At 69.3% G+C, this 16678-nt stretch carries 17 protein-coding genes and 1 riboswitch; of the genes, 10 read left to right on the plus strand and 7 right to left on the minus strand.

Going from position 1 to position 16678, the window contains the following annotated elements; translation table 11 throughout:
- Window positions 1-9 precede the first annotated feature (9 nt).
- The 5 genes from METUNV2_RS0118165 (at window position 10) to METUNV2_RS0118185 (ending at window position 7887) form a co-directional block, all read left to right on the plus strand.
- Window positions 10-1617: a hypothetical protein gene (locus tag METUNV2_RS0118165; protein WP_018230901.1), complete on the plus strand. Its 1608-nt coding sequence runs from the start codon at window positions 10-12 to the stop codon at window positions 1615-1617.
- 7 nt (window positions 1618-1624) lie between these two features.
- Window positions 1625-3493, plus strand: coding sequence for an MFS transporter (locus METUNV2_RS0118170; RefSeq protein WP_018230902.1), 1869 nt, complete (start codon window positions 1625-1627; stop codon window positions 3491-3493).
- A 76-nt stretch (window positions 3494-3569) separates the two neighbouring features.
- Complete coding sequence (locus METUNV2_RS0118175; RefSeq protein ID WP_018230903.1) at window positions 3570-6290, plus strand: DUF2339 domain-containing protein; 2721 nt, start codon at window positions 3570-3572, stop codon at window positions 6288-6290.
- Window positions 6287-6814 carry a DUF3617 domain-containing protein gene (locus tag METUNV2_RS0118180; RefSeq protein ID WP_018230904.1) on the plus strand — a complete coding sequence of 176 codons (528 nt, stop codon included), beginning with the start codon at window positions 6287-6289 and terminating at the stop codon, window positions 6812-6814. The genes METUNV2_RS0118175 and METUNV2_RS0118180 overlap by 4 nt, the downstream gene beginning before the upstream one ends.
- Before the next feature lie 125 nt (window positions 6815-6939).
- Window positions 6940-7887: a hypothetical protein gene (locus METUNV2_RS0118185; RefSeq protein WP_018230905.1), complete on the plus strand. Its 948-nt coding sequence runs from the start codon at window positions 6940-6942 to the stop codon at window positions 7885-7887.
- A gap of 21 nt (window positions 7888-7908) precedes the next feature.
- Here the strand turns inward: METUNV2_RS0118185 and METUNV2_RS0118190 are convergent, their stop codons facing one another.
- Window positions 7909-8334 carry an RDD family protein gene (locus METUNV2_RS0118190; RefSeq protein WP_018230906.1) on the minus strand — a complete coding sequence of 142 codons (426 nt, stop codon included), beginning with the start codon at window positions 8332-8334 and terminating at the stop codon, window positions 7909-7911.
- 135 nt (window positions 8335-8469) lie between these two features.
- Here METUNV2_RS0118190 and METUNV2_RS0118195 point away from each other — a divergent pair, with 135 nt between their 5' ends.
- Complete coding sequence (locus tag METUNV2_RS0118195; RefSeq protein WP_018230907.1) at window positions 8470-9096, plus strand: Clp protease ClpP; 627 nt, start codon at window positions 8470-8472, stop codon at window positions 9094-9096.
- An 11-nt stretch (window positions 9097-9107) separates the two neighbouring features.
- On the opposite strand, the gene METUNV2_RS0118200 is transcribed toward METUNV2_RS0118195, so the two are convergent.
- The 3 genes from METUNV2_RS0118200 to METUNV2_RS0118210 all read right to left on the minus strand — a co-directional run bounded on the left by METUNV2_RS0118200 (window position 9108) and on the right by METUNV2_RS0118210 (window position 10375).
- Window positions 9108-9569: a hypothetical protein gene (locus METUNV2_RS0118200; RefSeq protein ID WP_157281440.1), complete on the minus strand. Its 462-nt coding sequence runs from the start codon at window positions 9567-9569 to the stop codon at window positions 9108-9110.
- 21 nt (window positions 9570-9590) lie between these two features.
- Complete coding sequence (locus METUNV2_RS19935; protein ID WP_018230909.1) at window positions 9591-9755, minus strand: hypothetical protein; 165 nt, start codon at window positions 9753-9755, stop codon at window positions 9591-9593.
- Window positions 9756-9832: 77 nt separating this feature from the next.
- Window positions 9833-10375: a YaeQ family protein gene (locus METUNV2_RS0118210; protein ID WP_018230910.1), complete on the minus strand. Its 543-nt coding sequence runs from the start codon at window positions 10373-10375 to the stop codon at window positions 9833-9835.
- Window positions 10376-10419: 44 nt separating this feature from the next.
- Here METUNV2_RS0118210 and METUNV2_RS0118215 point away from each other — a divergent pair, with 44 nt between their 5' ends.
- The 4 genes from METUNV2_RS0118215 to METUNV2_RS0118230 all read left to right on the plus strand — a co-directional run bounded on the left by METUNV2_RS0118215 (window position 10420) and on the right by METUNV2_RS0118230 (window position 12407).
- Window positions 10420-10683 (plus strand): hypothetical protein, encoded by a 264-nt coding sequence (locus tag METUNV2_RS0118215; protein WP_018230911.1) that lies wholly within the window; start codon window positions 10420-10422, stop codon window positions 10681-10683.
- A gap of 8 nt (window positions 10684-10691) precedes the next feature.
- On the plus strand, window positions 10692-10883 hold the full coding sequence (locus METUNV2_RS0118220; RefSeq protein ID WP_018230912.1) for a hypothetical protein: 192 nt from the start codon (window positions 10692-10694) through the stop codon (window positions 10881-10883).
- A complete protein-coding gene (locus tag METUNV2_RS0118225) occupies window positions 10880-11344 on the plus strand; it encodes a YaiI/YqxD family protein (protein ID WP_232415716.1) in 465 nt (154 codons plus the stop codon). The genes METUNV2_RS0118220 and METUNV2_RS0118225 overlap by 4 nt, the downstream gene beginning before the upstream one ends.
- A 412-nt stretch (window positions 11345-11756) precedes the next feature.
- Window positions 11757-12407 (plus strand): OmpW/AlkL family protein, encoded by a 651-nt coding sequence (locus METUNV2_RS0118230; protein WP_018230914.1) that lies wholly within the window; start codon window positions 11757-11759, stop codon window positions 12405-12407.
- Window positions 12408-12428: 21 nt separating this feature from the next.
- Here METUNV2_RS0118230 and METUNV2_RS0118235 read toward each other — a convergent pair whose 3' ends face one another.
- The 3 genes from METUNV2_RS0118235 to METUNV2_RS0118245 form a co-directional block, all read right to left on the minus strand.
- Window positions 12429-14522, minus strand: coding sequence for a TonB-dependent receptor (locus METUNV2_RS0118235; RefSeq protein ID WP_018230915.1), 2094 nt, complete (start codon window positions 14520-14522; stop codon window positions 12429-12431).
- Between the two features lie 130 nt (window positions 14523-14652).
- A riboswitch (cobalamin riboswitch) is annotated at window positions 14653-14850 on the minus strand.
- A gap of 67 nt (window positions 14851-14917) precedes the next feature.
- A complete protein-coding gene (locus METUNV2_RS0118240) occupies window positions 14918-15721 on the minus strand; it encodes an ABC transporter substrate-binding protein (protein WP_018230916.1) in 804 nt (267 codons plus the stop codon).
- Complete coding sequence (locus METUNV2_RS0118245; RefSeq protein ID WP_018230917.1) at window positions 15718-16599, minus strand: cobalamin-binding protein; 882 nt, start codon at window positions 16597-16599, stop codon at window positions 15718-15720. Before METUNV2_RS0118245 ends, METUNV2_RS0118240 begins: the two co-directional genes overlap by 4 nt.
- Between the last annotated feature and the right edge of the window lie 79 nt (window positions 16600-16678).

Here is a 16678-nt window from a genome sequence, read left to right on the forward strand (position 1 = left end):
TTTCACCGCATGCGCATTGCCGCCCCCCTGCTTACACTGGCGCTCATGACGAGCGCCGCCCACACTGCAGCCGCTGCACAGGACGCCCTGGCCGAAGGCCGGCTGGGCCTGTACGACGCGCGCGAATTCCGTGCGACCACCGGCCGCTGCAGCGACTGCCCGACGCCGCCGCAGGCGCTGTGGTACTTCCAGGACGCCGCCATCACGGTTCCGCGCAGTGACGCCGCCGGTTTCGATCCTGCGCTGAGCGCACAGGACGACGTGAAACAGTGGGTGATCGCGCGCGACGGCCAGCCGGACGCGCAGAAGCCCGCGCTGATTTGGCTCGGTTCGCCGCAGCAGGCAGACGGCGCACGGCTGGACGCCGAGGGCCGCACGCTCAGCTTCGCCGACGGCAGCCGCAGCGACTTCGCGCTGGTGCCGCAGCTGCCCACCAATGTGTCGTGGTTCAACGCGGACAGCGTGCGCTGGCTGCAGGGGCAGTCGCTGTCACTGCGCGGCAGCGCGGACGCCGACCGCTACACCGCGCGCACGATCTGGCCTTCGTCCTTCGACATCGATCTCGCTGCGCTGAAGCCGCACCCGCTGCAGGCCGGCGAAACGCTGGCCGCGCTGGTGCGCGCCGACCAGGGCGGCGCTCAGCTACCGGCTTCGTCCCGCCTGCTGTGGGAACGGCAACCGGGCGCCGCGGCCGCCGCGGTCGGCAAGCCGGTGCTCGCGCTGATGCTCAATGGCGCGCAGGGCGACGACGACGAGGCGCACGGCGGCCACTTCGCGCTGGCCACCGGCCTGATGGGCGAACAGGGTCGCTGGCGCGACTGGCTGGTCGCCAATTTCTACAACCTCGACATCCACAGCGAAAAGGGCATCGTCGCGTCGATGCTGCCGATGGATGCCTACCTGACCGATCTGAACAGCGGCCAGAGCTGGTACCGGCCCTCGTGGATGCTGGTGGCGGTGCTGCGCGACGACCGCGCACCGCGGCTGGTCGACCAGGGCCTGGCACGGGTGTTCAACCACTTCTACCGCCACGATTTCAGCTACCGGCACGCCACCGCCAACTGCGCCAGCATCAGTCTGGACACGCTGCGCGCGCTCGGCTGGGGGCTGCCGCTGCTCGGCCCCACGTCGAAGGCGAAAGCCTGGCTCGGCCTGCCCTGGATGACGGTGAAGGACATGAGCGTGGCGAGCGGCCTGCAGGCCTACGAGTACATGATGGCGGAGCGCAGCGGCCTGTTCCCGTTCGCCGCCTTCAATGTCGCCGGCAGCGATCTGGTCGGCCGGCTGGCGACCGGCCACAGCGGCGACAGCGGGCTGGAGAAGGTGCTGGCCGACGACCTGGAGGCGCTCATCTTCGTGCGCGTGCCGCAGATCCCGTCCTCACGCGCCTTCGGCCGCGAGCCGGTGGCCTCGTACGAGGAGTACATGGCACGGGTGCCGGCCGACCGCAGCCAGTGGATCGTGCGCCCGGCACCGCCGCGCGACTTCCCGGAGGCGCTGCGCGACCCGCAGGCGCCGAAGGAGCCGCTGCCGGCCTCGCGCCGCGCCCTCATCGTCTGGCTGGCCGGTCTCGCCGCCGTTGCCGCCTTCGTCCTGTCCCGCATCCTTCGCCGCTGAGGTCCGCATGAGCAGCCAGTTCCAGCTGATGAAGGAGCGCCGCTTCCGCCCCTTCTTCTTCAGCCAGTTCCTGGGTGCCTTCAATGACAATGTGTTCAAGACCGCACTGATCACGCTGGTCACCTTCCGCGCCGGCCAGCTCACCCAGCTCGATGGCGCGATGCTGGCCACGCTGCTGCCCGGCCTGTTCATCCTGCCCTTCTTCCTGTTCTCGGCCACCTGCGGCCAGCTCGCCGACAAGTACGACAAGGCGGCCGTCGCGCGCTTCGTGAAGCTGTTCGAAATCGCGGTGATGGCGCTGGCGGCCTGGGGCTTCGTCGCCCACCTGCTGTGGCCGCTGGTGACCGCGCTGTTCCTGATGGGTCTGCATTCCACGCTGTTCGGACCGGTGAAGTACGCCTACCTGCCGCAGCACCTGCGGCCGCAGGAACTGGTGGGCGGCAACGGCATGGTGGAAATGGGCACGTTCGTCGCCATCCTGATCGGCCAGGTGCTGGGTGCCTGGCTGGTGTCGGTCACCGACAGCGGCACGCTGGTGGCCGGCGTGGTGCTGTCGCTGGCGGTACTGGGCTGGTGGGTGAGCCGCGGCATTCCGCAGTCGCCGGCCGCCGACCCGGGGCTGAGGGTGAACTGGAACCCGCTGACCGAAACGGTACGCAACCTGCGCTTCGCTCACGGCAACCGCACGGTATGGCTGTCGCTGCTGGGCATTTCGTGGTTCTGGTTCTACGGCGCCACGCTGCTGGCCCAGTTCCCGAATTTCGCGCGCAACGTGCTGGGTGGCGACGAGTCGGTATTCATCCTGCTGCTCACCGTGTTCTCGCTGGGCGTGGGCGTCGGCTCGCTGGCCTGCGAAAAGCTGTCGGGCGGCAAGGTGGAAATCGGTCTGGTGCCCTTCGGCGCGATCGGCCTCACGCTGTTCGGCATCGACCTCTGGCTCGCTTCACCCGACGCGCCGTCAGGCGCACTCACACTGGCCGGCGCCCTGGCCACCCACGCACGGCTGCTGGCCGACATCGCCGCACTCGGCTTCTTCGGCGGCCTGTACATCGTGCCGCTGTACGCGCTGATCCAGACGCGCAGCGAAAAGAGCCACCAGTCGCGGGTGATCGCGGCCAACAACATTCTGAATGCCGCCTTCATGGTGGCATCGGCCGGCGTCACCCTCGGCCTGTTCGCGCTCGGCCTGAGCATTCCGGAGCTCTTCCTCGCCGCCGCGCTGTTCAACGCGGTGGTGGCGATCTACATCTACACCCTGGTGCCGGAATTCCTGCTGCGCTTCGTGGTGTGGCTGCTCATCCACACCGTGTACCGGCTGGACGCGAAGAAGCTGGACGCCATCCCCGAGGACGGGCCGGCGGTGCTGGTGTGCAATCACGTGAGCTTCGTCGACGCGCTGGTGATCACCGCCGCCTGCCGCCGGCCGATCCGCTTCGTGATGGACCACCGCATCTTCCGCACGCCGCTGCTGGGCTGGCTGTTCCGCACCAGCCGCTGCATCCCGATCGCACCGGCAAAGGAAGATCCGGCGCTGCTCGAACGCGCCTACGACGACATCGCCGCCGCGCTCACGGCCGGCGAACTGGTGGGCCTGTTCCCGGAGGGCCAGATCACCGACACCGGCGAACTGCTGCCCTTCCGCGCCGGCATTCGCCGCATCGTCGAACGCTCTCCGGTGCCGGTGGTGCCGCTGGCGCTGCGCGGGCTGTGGGGCAGTTTCTTCTCGCGCAAGGACGGCCCGGCAATGAGCCGGCCGCTGCGCCGCGGCCTGTTCAGCCGGATCGAACTGGTGGGTGGCGAGGCGGTGGCACCGGAGGTCGCAACACCGGACGCCCTGCACGGCATCGTCGCCGGGCTGCGCGGAGACCGCCGGTGACCCACCGCAGGCACCACCCGGCTGCATCGCCGGCCACCCCTCCGTCAGACGCACGCCCCGAAAGAAGAGGTTTCCCATGCTGACCGCCATTCTTGCCCTGCTTGGCCTGATCGCCGGCAGCGCTCACGGTGCCGGCGAAGCGCTGGCCGGCGCCGTGGCCGGTCTGGTGGCCGGTCTGTGGATCGCCGCCCGCGAGCGCGCGCGGCAGCAGGCGGTCCAGCAGGCGCTGGACGACCTCGAGCGCAAGACCCGCTGGCTGTACGACGAACTGAAAACGCGGTCGGCGTCGCCGGCCGCGACCGGAATCGACACACCGGCTGAGGCGGAGGTCGCTGCGCCCGCGGCACCTCCACCGATCCGGTCAGAGCCCACGCAGGCGCCCGCCGCCGCGATCAGCGCCCAGGCCGCGCCGCTCGACGCGCTGTACGCCGAAGGCGTACGCCTGAACCGCAGCGCGGAAGCCGCCGCCCCGGCCGCCGACCCCGACCTGGCCGCGGAACAGGCCGAGCCCGCCGGTCCGTCGCTGTGGTCACGCCTGCTCGGCAGCAATCCGCTGGCGCGCATCGGCGTCATCGTGCTGTTCTTCGGCGTCGCGTCGGCACTGCGGCTGGCCGCCCAGGCGGGCTGGCTGCCGCCGGAACTCCGGCTGGCGGCAGCCGTGGCGACCGGTCTGGCGCTGATCGCCTTCGGCCTGCGCATGCCGGGCGAAGGGCCGCGTCGCATGTTCGCGCTGGCGATACAGGGCGGCGGCTTTGCGCTGCTCTATCTGGCGGTGTATTTCGCGCTGGCGCGCTACGGCTTCATCGGGCCGGCACCGGCCTTCCTGCTGTTTGCGGCACTGGGCGTGGCCTGCGCGGTGTGCGCGGCGCGGCAGGCGTCGCAGGTGCTGGCGTTGCTCGGCCTGTCCGGCGCCTTCGTCGCGCCGATGCTGGCGTCCTCCGGCAGCGGCCAGTACGTGGTGCTGTTCAGCTACTACCTGCTGCTCGACGCCTTCATCATCGCGCTGAGCTGGCAGCGCGCCTGGCGGGCGCTCATTTTCGCCGGCTTCCTGTTCACTTTCGCCATCGGCGCCGGCTGGGGTCTGCGCAGCTATGTGCCGGCTGACTACCTGACGGTGCAGGCCTTCCTGATCGTCTTCTTCGTGCTGTTCACCGCCACCCATGTCGCGCAGACCGTGCTGCGCGCGCCGGGCGCGGCCGGCTGGCAGTCGGGCAGCCTGCTGTTCGGGCCGCCGCTGGCCGCCGGCATGCTGCAGTCGGCGCTGGTCCAGCCCTTTGAATATGGCGCGGCAATCAGCGCTGCGCTGGCGGGCCTGTACTACCTCGGTCTGGCCGGCCTGCTGCGTGCCCGGGCGCCGGACCAGACGCTCACCTTCCGCGCCCACGCCGGCATCGGTGCGGCGCTGCTCACGCTGGCGGTGCCGCTGGCCTGCGACCTGCAGATGACCGCCGCCCTTTACGCGGTCGAAGGTGCGGCGGCGCTCTGGTACGGCTGCGTGCGCGGCTCACGGCTCACGCTGTGGTCGGGTGCGCTGCTGCAGCTGCTGGCCGGCCTGTGCCTGATCGCCGCGCTCGACGGCCTCACGGTGCTCTGGCCGCTGGCCAACGGTCGCACGCTGGGCTGCCTGCTGCTTGCGGGCGCAGCACTCGCGTCGGTGCGGGTGCTGCGCATCCACGGCGCCGGCGGCGAACGCCTGCCCGACCTGTTCACGCTGTGGCTGGCCGGCTGGTGGCTGTTCGGCGGGCTGTCCGACATCGACGATTTCGTGCCGCAGACGCTGCAGCCGGCGGTCGCGCTGCTGTTCGGCATCGCCAGTGCCGCCTTCGCCGAAAACCAGGGCCGCAGCCGCGACTTCACCACCGCCCGGGCACTGGCCGCACTCACCCTGCCCATCCTGTGGGCCGGCAGCCTGCTCGCCTGGGACGATCAGGGCCATCTGCTGGCCGGCGCGATGGCGCTCGCGCTGCCGCTGGCCTGGGCCACCCACCTGTGGGTGCTGCGCCGGCAGGACGAGGACGGCTGCGCACTGCTGAACACGCCGCGCCACATTGCCGGCGCGTGGACGCTGCTGCTGTCGGCCGGCATCGAAGCCGGCAGCTGGCTCGAACTGTGGCTGCCCGGTCAGGACCTGTGGCGCTGGCTGGCCTGGATCGCGGTCTGGGGGCTGGCGGCCCGCACGGTGCAGGCCGCGCTCTCCGCCAGCGACGCAGACGAGCGCTGGCCCTGGGCGGTCGCGCCCGACGCCTGGCGGCAGGCGCTGCTGCGGCCGGTTGGCCTGCTGCTGCTGCTGACCGTGGTGGCGCTGCAGTTCGCGCACGACGGCAGCTCCGCCCTGCCCTATCTGCCGCTGGCCTCTGCGCTGGACATCGCCAGCATCGCCGCGCTGGGATGGCTGGCGCGCAGCCGCCTGCTGCCGGGGCCGGCCGTGGGCGCCGCCGGCCTGCTGTGGGTGTCCGCGCTGGCCGCACGCGGCGTGCACCACCTCGCCGGGGTGGCGTGGTCGGCCGCCGCCATGTTCCAATCCACCCTGCTACAGGCCACGCTGTCGCTGACCTGGACGGTGAGCGCGCTGGCGCTGATGGTGTGGGCCACCCGGCGCGGCGCGCGCACGCTGTGGTTCGCCGGCTTCGCGCTGCTGGCGGCGGTCGGCGCCAAGATGCTGATGGTCGATCTGGCCGGTGCCGGCACGGCCGAATGGACCAGCTCGCTGCTGGGCATCGGCGTGCTCATCCTGGCCGCCAGCTACCTGGCCCCGGTGCCGCCCGGCACTTCATCCGAGAACGAGGACACCCGATGAAAACTCCGATTTTTGCCGTGCTGCTGGCGCTGGCCGGCGTCAGCACCGTGCACGCGGCCGACATCAAGCCCGGCCTGTGGGAATTCCGTTCGCAGATGAACATGCCGGGCCAGCCGGACATGGCCGCACAGATGGCGCGCATGCAGGAAGAGATGAAAAAGCTGCCGCCGGAAACGCGACGCATGATGGAACAGCAGATGGCAGCCCGCGGAGTCGCCCCCGGCGACGGCGGCGCGATCAAGGTGTGCATCTCGCCGGAGGACGCCAAGCGCACCGACCTCTACACCGGCCGCCGCGACGGCAACTGCCGCTACACCGACGTGAGCCAGACCGCGAACTCGGTGAAGGGCAAGGTGGTCTGTACCGATCCGAAGGCCAGCGGCGAGTTCGAGGCGCTGCTCGAAAGCCCGACCCGCTTCCGCACCAAAATGAACATGCAGTCCGCCCAGGGGTCGATGAAATCGGACACCGACGCCCGCTGGCTGGCTGCCGACTGCGGTAATCTGCGCCCGGCCGGTCAGTAAGCGCGCCGGGTCATCCCGCACCACGACAGAACTTACGCTGAACAGGAATGAAGGATTCACTGCGGCGGGCGCCTCCGGCGCCGGCACACGGACAGGACGCCCGTCCGCAGACGCCTGAACAGCCCATGCACAGCCAGCACCCCGAACATCCGCGCAACCGCCGTCGTACCGACAGCCTGGCGCCCTTTTCGCTGAGCGTCGAACGGTCAGTGCTGGGCGACACCAGCCTGCACTTCCGGGTGCGCCCGAGCGGCCTGGTCGCGCTGGTGCTGGCGCTGCTGCTGCACATCGGCGCGGTATGGTGGGTGATGCGGCCGAAGGCGGAGCCGGAACAGCCGCTGGGCGCCAACCAGCCGATCAGCGTGCGCATGATCACGCCGGATGCCCCCCGCAAATCGGCCGCCGAACCGCCGCCCGCCGCCGCCCCCACGCCGCCCGCACCGCGCCCGAAGAAACAGCCGCCGCAGAAGAAGCGCGACGCCAAGCGCACGCCGCCGCGCCCGACCGAACCCGAAACGCCCCGGGTAACCCGGGTGCCGGTGCCCGAACCGGCCCCGCCGCCGCCCCCGCCCAAGGCCGCGCCTTCGCCGGATGCGCCGGTCGACATGGCGTCCTTCGTCGCCGCACAGCGCGAGAAGCGCCGGCTCGCCGAAGAGGCCGCAGCCGCCGAGAACGCCGCCGCCCGCGGCCGAGAACGCGGCCCGTCGGCCGACGACGTCGCCGCTGCCAATATCAAGCGCAACCTGCAGCAGCCGGGTACCAACGGCGTGTTCCAGATCACCCGCAAGAGCGTGCGCACCGCTGCCTTCGTGTTCCGCGGCTGGACCACCGACGCCGGCAACGCGCGACGCGAATTCATCGAAGTCGATGCCGGTCTGGGCGGCGACATCGAGCGCGCCATCGTGCAGAAGATGATCGAATTGATACGCCGCTACTACAACGGCAACTTCAACTGGGAATCGATGCGCCTGGGCCGCACCGTGGTGCTGTCAGCGCGGCCCGAACACCAGCAGGAACTGGAGGAATTCCTGATCAAGGAATTCTTCCGGGTCGGGGCCTACTACCCGTCCTAGGAGCGGCCCACCGGGCTTTCGTCATGCCGGCAACGGGGCAGACGGACCCGCGCGCACCACCACAGTATCGGCCAGCCGGTCGCCCAGTCGGCGCCGGCTGCTGCCCAGCGCGAACACGATGTCGATGACGCCCAGCACCAGCAGCGTGGCGTTGCGCAGGAAGGAGCGGCCCCACGAGCAGGCCGTGTGGCTCCCGGCATGCAGCACCGCAATGCCCATCACCCGCTTACCGACGCTCTGTCCACCGGGCAGACCATCCGACAGCAGCATGTAGAGCAGCCAGGCCAGCACGCTGAAAGATTCACTCAGACCGAACGCACGTGCGATCAGAAGGACGACGACGGCGCCCAGCAGCGCGATCACGCTGTCGATGATCTGCGCCAGCAGGCGCCGGCTGATGGACGCAGGCGGCAGATCGCCGGGGACGGATGCAAGCGGTGCATTCATGACAGGACGCTCCGGTGAAGTGGAGCACGCATTATGTCAAATGAATTGGCATTATCCACCTGCCTTGCCGCACCGCAGCGTGGCCATCGGCGCACCTGAGCCGATAATCCTGGGCGCACACCGGAGGAAGCCACGATGCCGCGCCACCCTGCCCAGCCGGACGACGACGAAGACGACGATCTGACAGCCAGCGCCCCCTTCAGCGGTCTGGCGCGCTACGAGCGGCAGATGCCCATCCACCAGATTTCCTACTATCTGTGCGGCGAAATCCGCGAGCCGCACCACTACACCGATCTGTTCTACACGCTGCGCACGGCCAGCGAGACCGACCTCATCTATCTGCACCTGAATTCACCGGGCGGCGAATTCGATACCGGGCTGCAGATCATCAACAACATCCGCGCCTCGGAAGCACACGTGGTCACCGTACTCGAAGCGCGCGCCTTCTCGATGGCCGCCTTCATCTTCCTCAGCGGCGATGAACTGGTGGTGCACGACAACTGCCAGCTCATGTTCCACACCTATTCCGGCAGCCTGGACGGCCGCGGCAGCGAACAGCAGGCGCAGGTGGCTGCGGTGAGCAGCTGGTTCGAGAAAATGATGACCCGGCTGTGCTCGCCCTTCCTCAGCGACAGCGAGATCGGCCGCATCCTGAAGGGCAGCGACGTGTGGATGGATTCCGACGGCGTACGCCAGCGGCTGATGCGCATGCAGCGCGCGCAGGCACAGGCCGGGCGGCGCAGGGTGGCGAAGAAGGGCTGAGTACGGAAGGCTCAACGCTGCGCTGGTAAGCCAAGCGCCTTCACGGCAGCGCGCAGGCGCCTGCTGTTGATCAAGGCGGACAGCAGTAAGCTGGCCGTCATCACGGCAAGGATGACCCAGACGGCGCTGCCGATGTGCCACATCGGGCCGTGTCCGGGCTCAGTACCTTCAACGAGGAAGAAGATCGCCGCTGACAGTGCCACGGCGCAGTGGAGCATCGACAGCGCAATCGAAGGCAGGTGCCAGACCCCCGCCTCGTGCTCGAACCAGCCGAAGAGTCCGTTCCATCCCGTCTCTTCATCCACCAACGCAGTCACCGTCATGCCTTCGCGGATATCGGGCCAGCCGAAGGTCCGGATGCCGAAGTGGCGGCGCCCGCCAGTTTCGAAGCTGAACAAGGTGAAGCGATGGCCGTCATCCTGCAGGCGATGCAGGTCGAACACCCGATCCATGTGTACCGTACGCGCAATCATCCTGCCCATGCTTGCCCGGCCTCAGCTGTAGCGGATTGTCAGGAACACGAGCAGCAGGATGGCGATCCAGAGCAGCACGCCGCTCAGAACCTTGAAGTATCTGGCGATGCCGGAGTTTCGACGCATCAGCCCTGCATCGATCAGCCAGCCCACCAGCAGAGTGAGGAAACCGTCTTCGTCCGCCATGCGCGCAACTCCGCCTTGTGAAACGAAGACGGATCATCGCACAGCAATGACTCTGACATTTTCCTCATGCCCCCGCTTCAACGCCGGCCGAACACCGTCTCCAGCACCGGCTGCAGCATGCCGCCGTCGTCACCCAGCCAGAGCTGTCCTTCCTGCACGATGCACTGCAGGTCGGCGCCCCGCTGCGCGAGGCCGGCCAGGGCCTGGCTGTCGGCGGTGGACAGGCGGTACACGGTGAGATTGGCCAGTTTCGACAGCGTGGCCTTCGACTGTTCCCACCACTGGCCGGCGGTGCGGCCGTAGTTCAGCACCACCACCTGGTCGGCGCGGCCGGCGGCCTTGCGCACCAGGCGTTCGTCCGGCAGACCGACGTCGATCCACAGCCGGATCGCACCGGTCAGGTCCTGAGCGTACAGGTCGGCTTCGTCCTCGGTGCTCAGGCCGCGGCCGAAGCGCAGGTCCTCGTCGGCGTGCAGCGCGAAGGCCAGCACGCGCACCATCATGCGTTCGTCGCTCTCCGACGGGTGGCGGGCAACGGTCAGCGCGTACTCACCGTAATGCGGCCGGTCCATGTCGGACACGTTCAATTTGATCTTGTAGATGGTGGATTTCAGGGCCATGGCCGACAATGTGCGCGATTCGAAAGACCGCACAGGATACCGACGTGAAGAAAACCGATCTGTACAAGAATGAAAGACTGAAGGTGGTGGCCCAGATGAAGCATGCCGCCGGTGCGAAAACCGCGCTGGGCGGGGCCCCTGCACTGGACCGCAAGGAACAGCGCCGGATCGACGCCGAGCGCGGTCTGGTGCCGTTCGCGGTCAAGATCCCGTCCGATCTGGCCGCCCGCCTGCGCGATGTGGCGACCGAGCGCGAGCTGTCGCTGAACGAACTGGTGACCGAACTGCTGGGCAAGGCGCTGGACTGAAGCCGGCCGTGCTGCGCGCCATCTTCCTGCTCAATCTGCTGACCGTCGGGCTGTTCTACCTGCCCGGCTGGCTGCTGCTGCGCGTGCTCACGCTGGGCCGCTATCCGCCGCCGCGCGGCGAGCCGCACAGCGAAGAGGCGGTGGCCTTCACCGGCATGGCGGGGGTGCTGGCGGCACTGTTCGTGTGGTGGCTGACGTGAGCGCCCGCATCGCGCTCTGGGTCGATGGCGACGCCTGCCCGGCACCGGTCAAGGACACGCTGTTCCGCGCCGCCGACCGCACCGGGCTCCCGCTCACGCTGGTGGCCAACCGGCTGCTGCGTGTGCCGCCGTCGCCGCACATCCGTGCGGTGCAGGTGGCACACGGCTTCGATGCCGCCGACCGCTACATCGAAGAGGCGGTGAGCGCCGGCGATCTGGTCATCACCGCCGACATTCCGCTGGCCGCCGCCGTACTCGCGCGCGGCGCGCACGCGCTGGAGCCGCGCGGCGAGTGGTTTTCGCCAGACACCATCCACGAGCGGCTGCAGATGCGCGCGCTGATGAACGACCTGCGTGACAGCGGCGTCATGAGCGGCGGCCCCTCTGCTTTCTCGGCCGCCGACACCCGCGCCTTCGCCAGTGCGCTCGACCGCTTTCTGGCGCGACTGCGGGCCGATTGAGCGGCAAGGCCTGAACGACAGCGAGCTGAAGGGACACCCCTGCGTGATGCCGCGCCGGCCCGGACACGCACCGGCTGCACCGCAGCCCGATCGCGGCGGGGGCGCCGCTCCCACAAGGGACTGGGCGAGATTTGGTGGGAGCGGCGACTCGCCGCGATCGCGGCCTTGAACCAGACACAGCGCATGATCAAAAGCCGCATCGCGGCGAGGGCGCCGCTCCCACCGGGGGCATCGGCGATGGCTTTGTGGGAGCGGCGCCCCCGCCGCGATACGGCCGTGACACACGAAGCGCTGCCGAGCCATAAGCCGAACCCAATGCGCGCCGCAAAAAATCCTATTTTTCGTCGCCGGTCGGCCTTCCTAGAGTGATTCAGCGCCCGCAGCCGCGGACGCGTCACCCGGGGAGACAGACATGACAAAAAGGGACTGGGCCGGCCGCGCCGCGACGGCAGCGCTGATCGCAGGCACGTGGGCCGGATGCGCGCAGGCGGCCGAGGGCGACTGGCTGGTGCGGGTGCGCGCGCTGCACATGAGTCCGTCGAATGACAATTCGACCACCACGGTGGTGCCGGCGCTGGGCGAGGTGAAGGCCGAAGACAAGCTGTTCCCGGAAGTCGACATCAGCTATTTCTTCACGCCCAACATCGCGGCCGAACTGATCCTGACCGTGCCGCAGAAGCACGATGTCGAACTGGGCGGCGTGAACATCGGTTCGGTGAAGCACCTGCCACCGACGCTCACGCTGCAGTACCACTTCAATCCGGAAGGCAGCGTGCGGCCCTATGCCGGCATCGGCCTGAACTACACCCGCTTCTCCAGCGTGAAGCTGGATGCCGGCACCGTACTCGGCGGCAGCGTGCCGCTGACCATGGACCGCAGCAGCTTCGGCTGGGCGGCCCAGCTCGGCGTAGACATCCGGCTGGCGCCGCAGTGGTTCCTCAACCTCGATGCGAAGTACGTGAAAATAGACAGCGACATCGAGGTGAAGGGTGCCGGCGTTCCGGTCACGAAGCTGGACATCGACCCGCTGCTGCTGTCGGTCGGCCTCGGTTACCGCTTCTGACCCTGCCCGCCGGCGTGGCGCTCAGAAGCCCATCCTGAGCGCCACGCGCACGGTGCGCGGCTCCAGCGGATGCACCAGCCGGCCGTCGATGCCGTCGCCGCCATTGCAGCCTGCACCGTCAGCGCGCGAGCAGGCTCCGCCCCAGTAGGTGATGTCGTGGGCGCGACTGCCGAACAGGTTCAGCACATCGACGGTCAGGCGCAGCGAACGGTCTATGCGGTAGCCGGCGCGCGCATTCACCATCCAGAACGCCTCCGAGCGCTCGCGCCCGGTCTCTTCCAGCGCGTAGGCGCCGATGTAGCGCAGGCGCAGTCCGCCCGACCACGGCCCGCCGCGGTCCAGCGTCAGCGCCAGCGAGGCGGTCAGCGGAATGGCATTCGGCACATGGCGACCGCCGTTGCCCGGATCGGGCGCGGTGAAGCGCGCATGGGAAGCCGCCACGTCGGCGTCGATCGACAGGCCGGGCAGCGGCATCAGGTGATTGGACCACTCCACGCCATGCCGGCGCGACGCGCCCTTGGGTTCGGTCACTCCTTCGTCGCCGACAAACACCAGTTCCGACGCCAGGTCCATCTGCCAGACCGCCAGGCTCGTGTTCCAGCCGGGCAGCGGCGTGGTGCGCAGGCCGATCTCGCTGCCCTCGGCGCGCACCAGCAGCGGCACCGCATCGGCCGGCGTGCCGTCCTGCGGATTGGTACGCGCGGTGGCGCCCCGTGCATCATTGCTGTGGAAGCCGCGGCCCCAGCTCGCGTAGTACTCGGTGCGGCCGGACGGTCCGAAGGGCCCGAAAGCCAGCGACAGCTTCGGGCTGGTCTGACGGTCGCGCACCCGGCCGCCGTTGCCGGCGTTGAAGGTGCCGGCCAGCGGGTCGACCTCGGCGCGCATGTCGTCGTGGCGCAGCGCCAGCACGCTGCGCAGCCAGGGTTGCCACTGCGTGCGCAGTTCGCCGAACAAGCCGACACCGGTCTGACGGATGCGGTCCTCGCGCACGGTGTGGGTGCGCGCACGGGCCACCGTGTCGTACAGGCCGACGCTGCCGATGCGGTCGTGGCGCAGCTGCAGGCCGGCGCTCCATTCGCTGGCACTGTCCGCCGGCCGCCAGGTGCGGACCAGTTCGCCGCCGAACACGCGGCGACGGTCCGCCTGTTCGTGCTGGTCGCCCTGCGGCCCCTTGATGAAGCCGGAGGGCGCGCTGAACAGGTTCAGGTCGTAGTCGATCGCGTAGGCGCTGGCGCGCAGCTCGCCGCCGGCCTGTTCGCGCGCCCATTCGCCGGACAGGCTGTGACGGTGGGTATGGCCGCCGTCACTCGGCAGCAGCGCGCCGTAGCGGTCGATCTCGCCACTGTCGATGGCACGCTCCGGCACGTGTTCGGTGGCGTACCAGCGCGCCTGATAGACCATGGCCGTGAGCGAGAAGCCGTTCGATGCGGTGCCGGACGACAGCCGCAGCACCGCGTTTTCCTTCTGCAGCTGTTCCGGCTGCACCCAGGGCCCGTCGTTGCGGGTGAATTCGACCGCCGCCAGCCAGGTCAGGCCTTCGCGCTCGTGGCTGCCGGCTGCCAGCGCGCGACGGTAACCGTTGCCGCCGACGCTCACGTCGGCGAAGGGCGCCGGCAGGCTGCGCGCGTAGTCGATGCGCGCCGATCCGGTGGTGGCGAAATCGCCGTCCTCGGCGGCGTACACGCCCTTGCGGTAACGCAGCGTGCCGATCAGTTCCGGGATCAGGAAATTCAGGTCCATATAGCCCTGACCGTGGCCGTGGCTCACCATGTTCACCGGCATGCCCATGACATGGGTCGAAAAATCGCTGCCGTGGTCGAGGTTGAAGCCGCGCAGGAAATACTGGTTGGCCTTTCCGTCGCCCGAGTGCTGGGTAACGATCAGGCCGGGCACCGCCTCCAGCGCCTCGGCCGGACGCAGCAGCGGACGGTGCACCAGCTGGTCGGCGCCCACCACGCCTTCGCTGGCGGTATCGGCGGCGCCGACCAGATCGTGGCGGTCGGATTCGATGAGCACCGGTTCGAGCGTGGGCACATCGTCGGCAAAGGCCGGCGTCTGCAGGTTCAGCGCTGCCAGCGCTGCCAGCGTGGCGGCGGGCCGGTACGGGTTCGGCATGAATCTCTCCCTGTCAGCCATCCGCACGCTTCGGCCCGCGTGGCGCACCTCCAGGGGCGCGCTTCATCGCCGGCCTCCGCCACCCCGCGGACAGCTCGTTGCAGTCGCGACCGCAGGGCGGTCGCCCCGGTCACAGGCCGGTCTCCGGACTTGCAGGTCTTGATGCGCCGCCTTCCCGGGTTGTCCCAGTGGCTGGCCGCTCCGTCGGAGCCGCCGTGACGCACCCGCACCTGCCTACCGTTGCGGGGGCAGTCGGGGCCTTGCGCGTCGCCGCGCTCACCCCGTTCCCGTTTCACCCGCCGCCCTGAAGGACGACGGACACCTGTAACCTCATTGCCCGGCGCGACAACCGGTCCACACACCCACGCCGGACCACGGCGTGCGGACGTTTTCCTTCAACCGTCGAGACAGGCTTCCAGCGCCGCCAGTCCGTCGGTCAGCGCGGCAATGCCCGGCGCCAGTATCAGCGCCGACTTGATCTCGTACAGCCGATCGCTGGCGACCGCCGGCACCGCGGCCCAGCCTGGCCGGGCACGCAGGTGATCCGGCTGGAATTTCTTGCCGCACCAGGAGCCGATGATGATGTCGGGCGCGCGCGCGACCACCTCGAGCGGATCCTCGATACGCCGCTCCTTCGCGCTGTGGCGGGTGGCGAAATCGGCGAACACGTCTTCGCCGCCGGCCAGCGTGATCAGTTCGGACACCCAGCGGATGCCGGAAATGAGCGGTTCGTCCCACTCCTCGAAATAGACCCGCAGCCGGCGGCCGTGGCGGGCGATGCGCGCTTCGCCGCGCGCGCGGGCGGCCTCCAGGCCGCGCGAAAGATCCGTCACCAGCGCCCGTGCCTCGGCCGCGCGGCCGACCAGCGCGCCGGTGGTCACGATCATGCGCAGGATGCCGGCGATCGAACGCTGGTTGAACACGTGCACCTCGACGCCGGCGCGCACCAGATCGCGGCACATGTCGGCCTGCAGATCGGAGAAGGCCAGCACCAGATCCGGCTCGACCGCGAGGATGCGTTCCAGCTTGCCGGACGAGAAGCCGCTGATTTTCGGCTTGTCGCGACGCGCCTCGGGCGGCCGCACGGTGAAGCCGGAAATGCCGGCGATGCGGTCGGCTTCGCCCAGCGCGTACAGCACTTCGACCGCTTCGGTGCACAGGCAGGCGATGCGTTCGGGATACAGGTCACCGGTGCTCACTTGCGGCCCGCCTTCTGGCGCGCCTGTTCCAGCTGATCGCACAGCTTCTGCGCGCCGTCGAGGATGCGCGGCGTGTGTCGCTGCAGGATTTCCGGCGGAATGAAATACAGGTTGTCGCCCTTCACCGCCGGCAGCGCGGACCAGCGGCGCCAGGCGTCCAGCCACTCCGGCCGCGACTCACCCATGCCGCTGGCGACGATGACTTCGGGCGCTGCCGCCAGCACCGCCTCCTCGGTCACCGTCGGCGCCAGTATCGGCAGGCCGGCGAACACGTTGCGGCCGCCGCACAGCGCCATCACGTCGGAAATCAGATGCTGGCCGTTGATGGTCATCAGCGGCTTGTTCCAGATCTGGTAGAACACCGCGACCGGCGGCCGCGTCGCGTACTGTTTCGCCAGCGCGTCTCGTCGCGCGCGGAAGGCACGCGCCGCCTCGTCCGCCTCGCGCGGCGTGGCGGCGATGCGGCCGAAGGTTTCGAGCGCGCGCGCCACGTCGTCCAGGCTGCGCGGCTCGTTCACGAACACCGGTATGCCGAGCTTTTCCAGCCTGTCGTACTGCTGGTTGCGGTTGCCGCTCTTCCACGCGATCACCAGATCCGGCTTCAGCGCGACCACCGCTTCCATATCCACCGAGGTGTAGCCGCCGACGCGCGGAATCTTCTTCGCCGCGTCCGGGTAGTCGCTGTACTGGGTCGCACCGACCACCTTGCTGCCGGCACCGGCGGCGAACAGCAGTTCGGTCACGTGCGGCGCCAGGCTGACGATGCGCTGCGCCGGTGCGGCCAGCACCACGCTGCGGCCAGCGTCATCGGTCAGCCGCAGTTCCGCCGCGGCCGGCAGCGCCAGCGCAGCGAGCAGCAGGAAAAATGCTTTCTTCATTCCGTCATTCCTCGATTCGATGGTGTGGCGACGGAGCCGTGGGAGCGGCGCCCCCGCCGCGATTGCAGCCGTGAAGCCG

Source organism: Methyloversatilis universalis EHg5 (assembly GCF_000378945.1).
Classification (GTDB): Bacteria; Pseudomonadota; Gammaproteobacteria; order Burkholderiales; family Rhodocyclaceae; genus Methyloversatilis; species Methyloversatilis universalis_A.

Coding starts and splice junctions, on each gene's coding strand:
- METUNV2_RS0118210 (WP_018230910.1), bottom strand. CDS start 10,375: ATGGCCCTGAAATCCACCATCTACAAGATCAAATTGAACGTGTCCGAC.
- METUNV2_RS0118190 (WP_018230906.1), bottom strand. CDS start 8,334: ATGAATGCACCGCTTGCATCCGTCCCCGGCGATCTGCCGCCTGCGTCC.
- METUNV2_RS0118165 (WP_018230901.1), top strand. CDS start 10: ATGCGCATTGCCGCCCCCCTGCTTACACTGGCGCTCATGACGAGCGCC.
- METUNV2_RS19935 (WP_018230909.1), bottom strand. CDS start 9,755: ATGGCGGACGAAGACGGTTTCCTCACTCTGCTGGTGGGCTGGCTGATC.
- METUNV2_RS0118230 (WP_018230914.1), top strand. CDS start 11,757: ATGACAAAAAGGGACTGGGCCGGCCGCGCCGCGACGGCAGCGCTGATC.
- METUNV2_RS0118185 (WP_018230905.1), top strand. CDS start 6,940: ATGCACAGCCAGCACCCCGAACATCCGCGCAACCGCCGTCGTACCGAC.
- METUNV2_RS0118195 (WP_018230907.1), top strand. CDS start 8,470: ATGCCGCGCCACCCTGCCCAGCCGGACGACGACGAAGACGACGATCTG.
- METUNV2_RS0118245 (WP_018230917.1), bottom strand. CDS start 16,599: ATGAAGAAAGCATTTTTCCTGCTGCTCGCTGCGCTGGCGCTGCCGGCC.
- METUNV2_RS0118170 (WP_018230902.1), top strand. CDS start 1,625: ATGAGCAGCCAGTTCCAGCTGATGAAGGAGCGCCGCTTCCGCCCCTTC.
- METUNV2_RS0118200 (WP_157281440.1), bottom strand. CDS start 9,569: ATGATTGCGCGTACGGTACACATGGATCGGGTGTTCGACCTGCATCGC.
- METUNV2_RS0118180 (WP_018230904.1), top strand. CDS start 6,287: ATGAAAACTCCGATTTTTGCCGTGCTGCTGGCGCTGGCCGGCGTCAGC.
- METUNV2_RS0118235 (WP_018230915.1), bottom strand. CDS start 14,522: ATGCCGAACCCGTACCGGCCCGCCGCCACGCTGGCAGCGCTGGCAGCG.
- METUNV2_RS0118175 (WP_018230903.1), top strand. CDS start 3,570: ATGCTGACCGCCATTCTTGCCCTGCTTGGCCTGATCGCCGGCAGCGCT.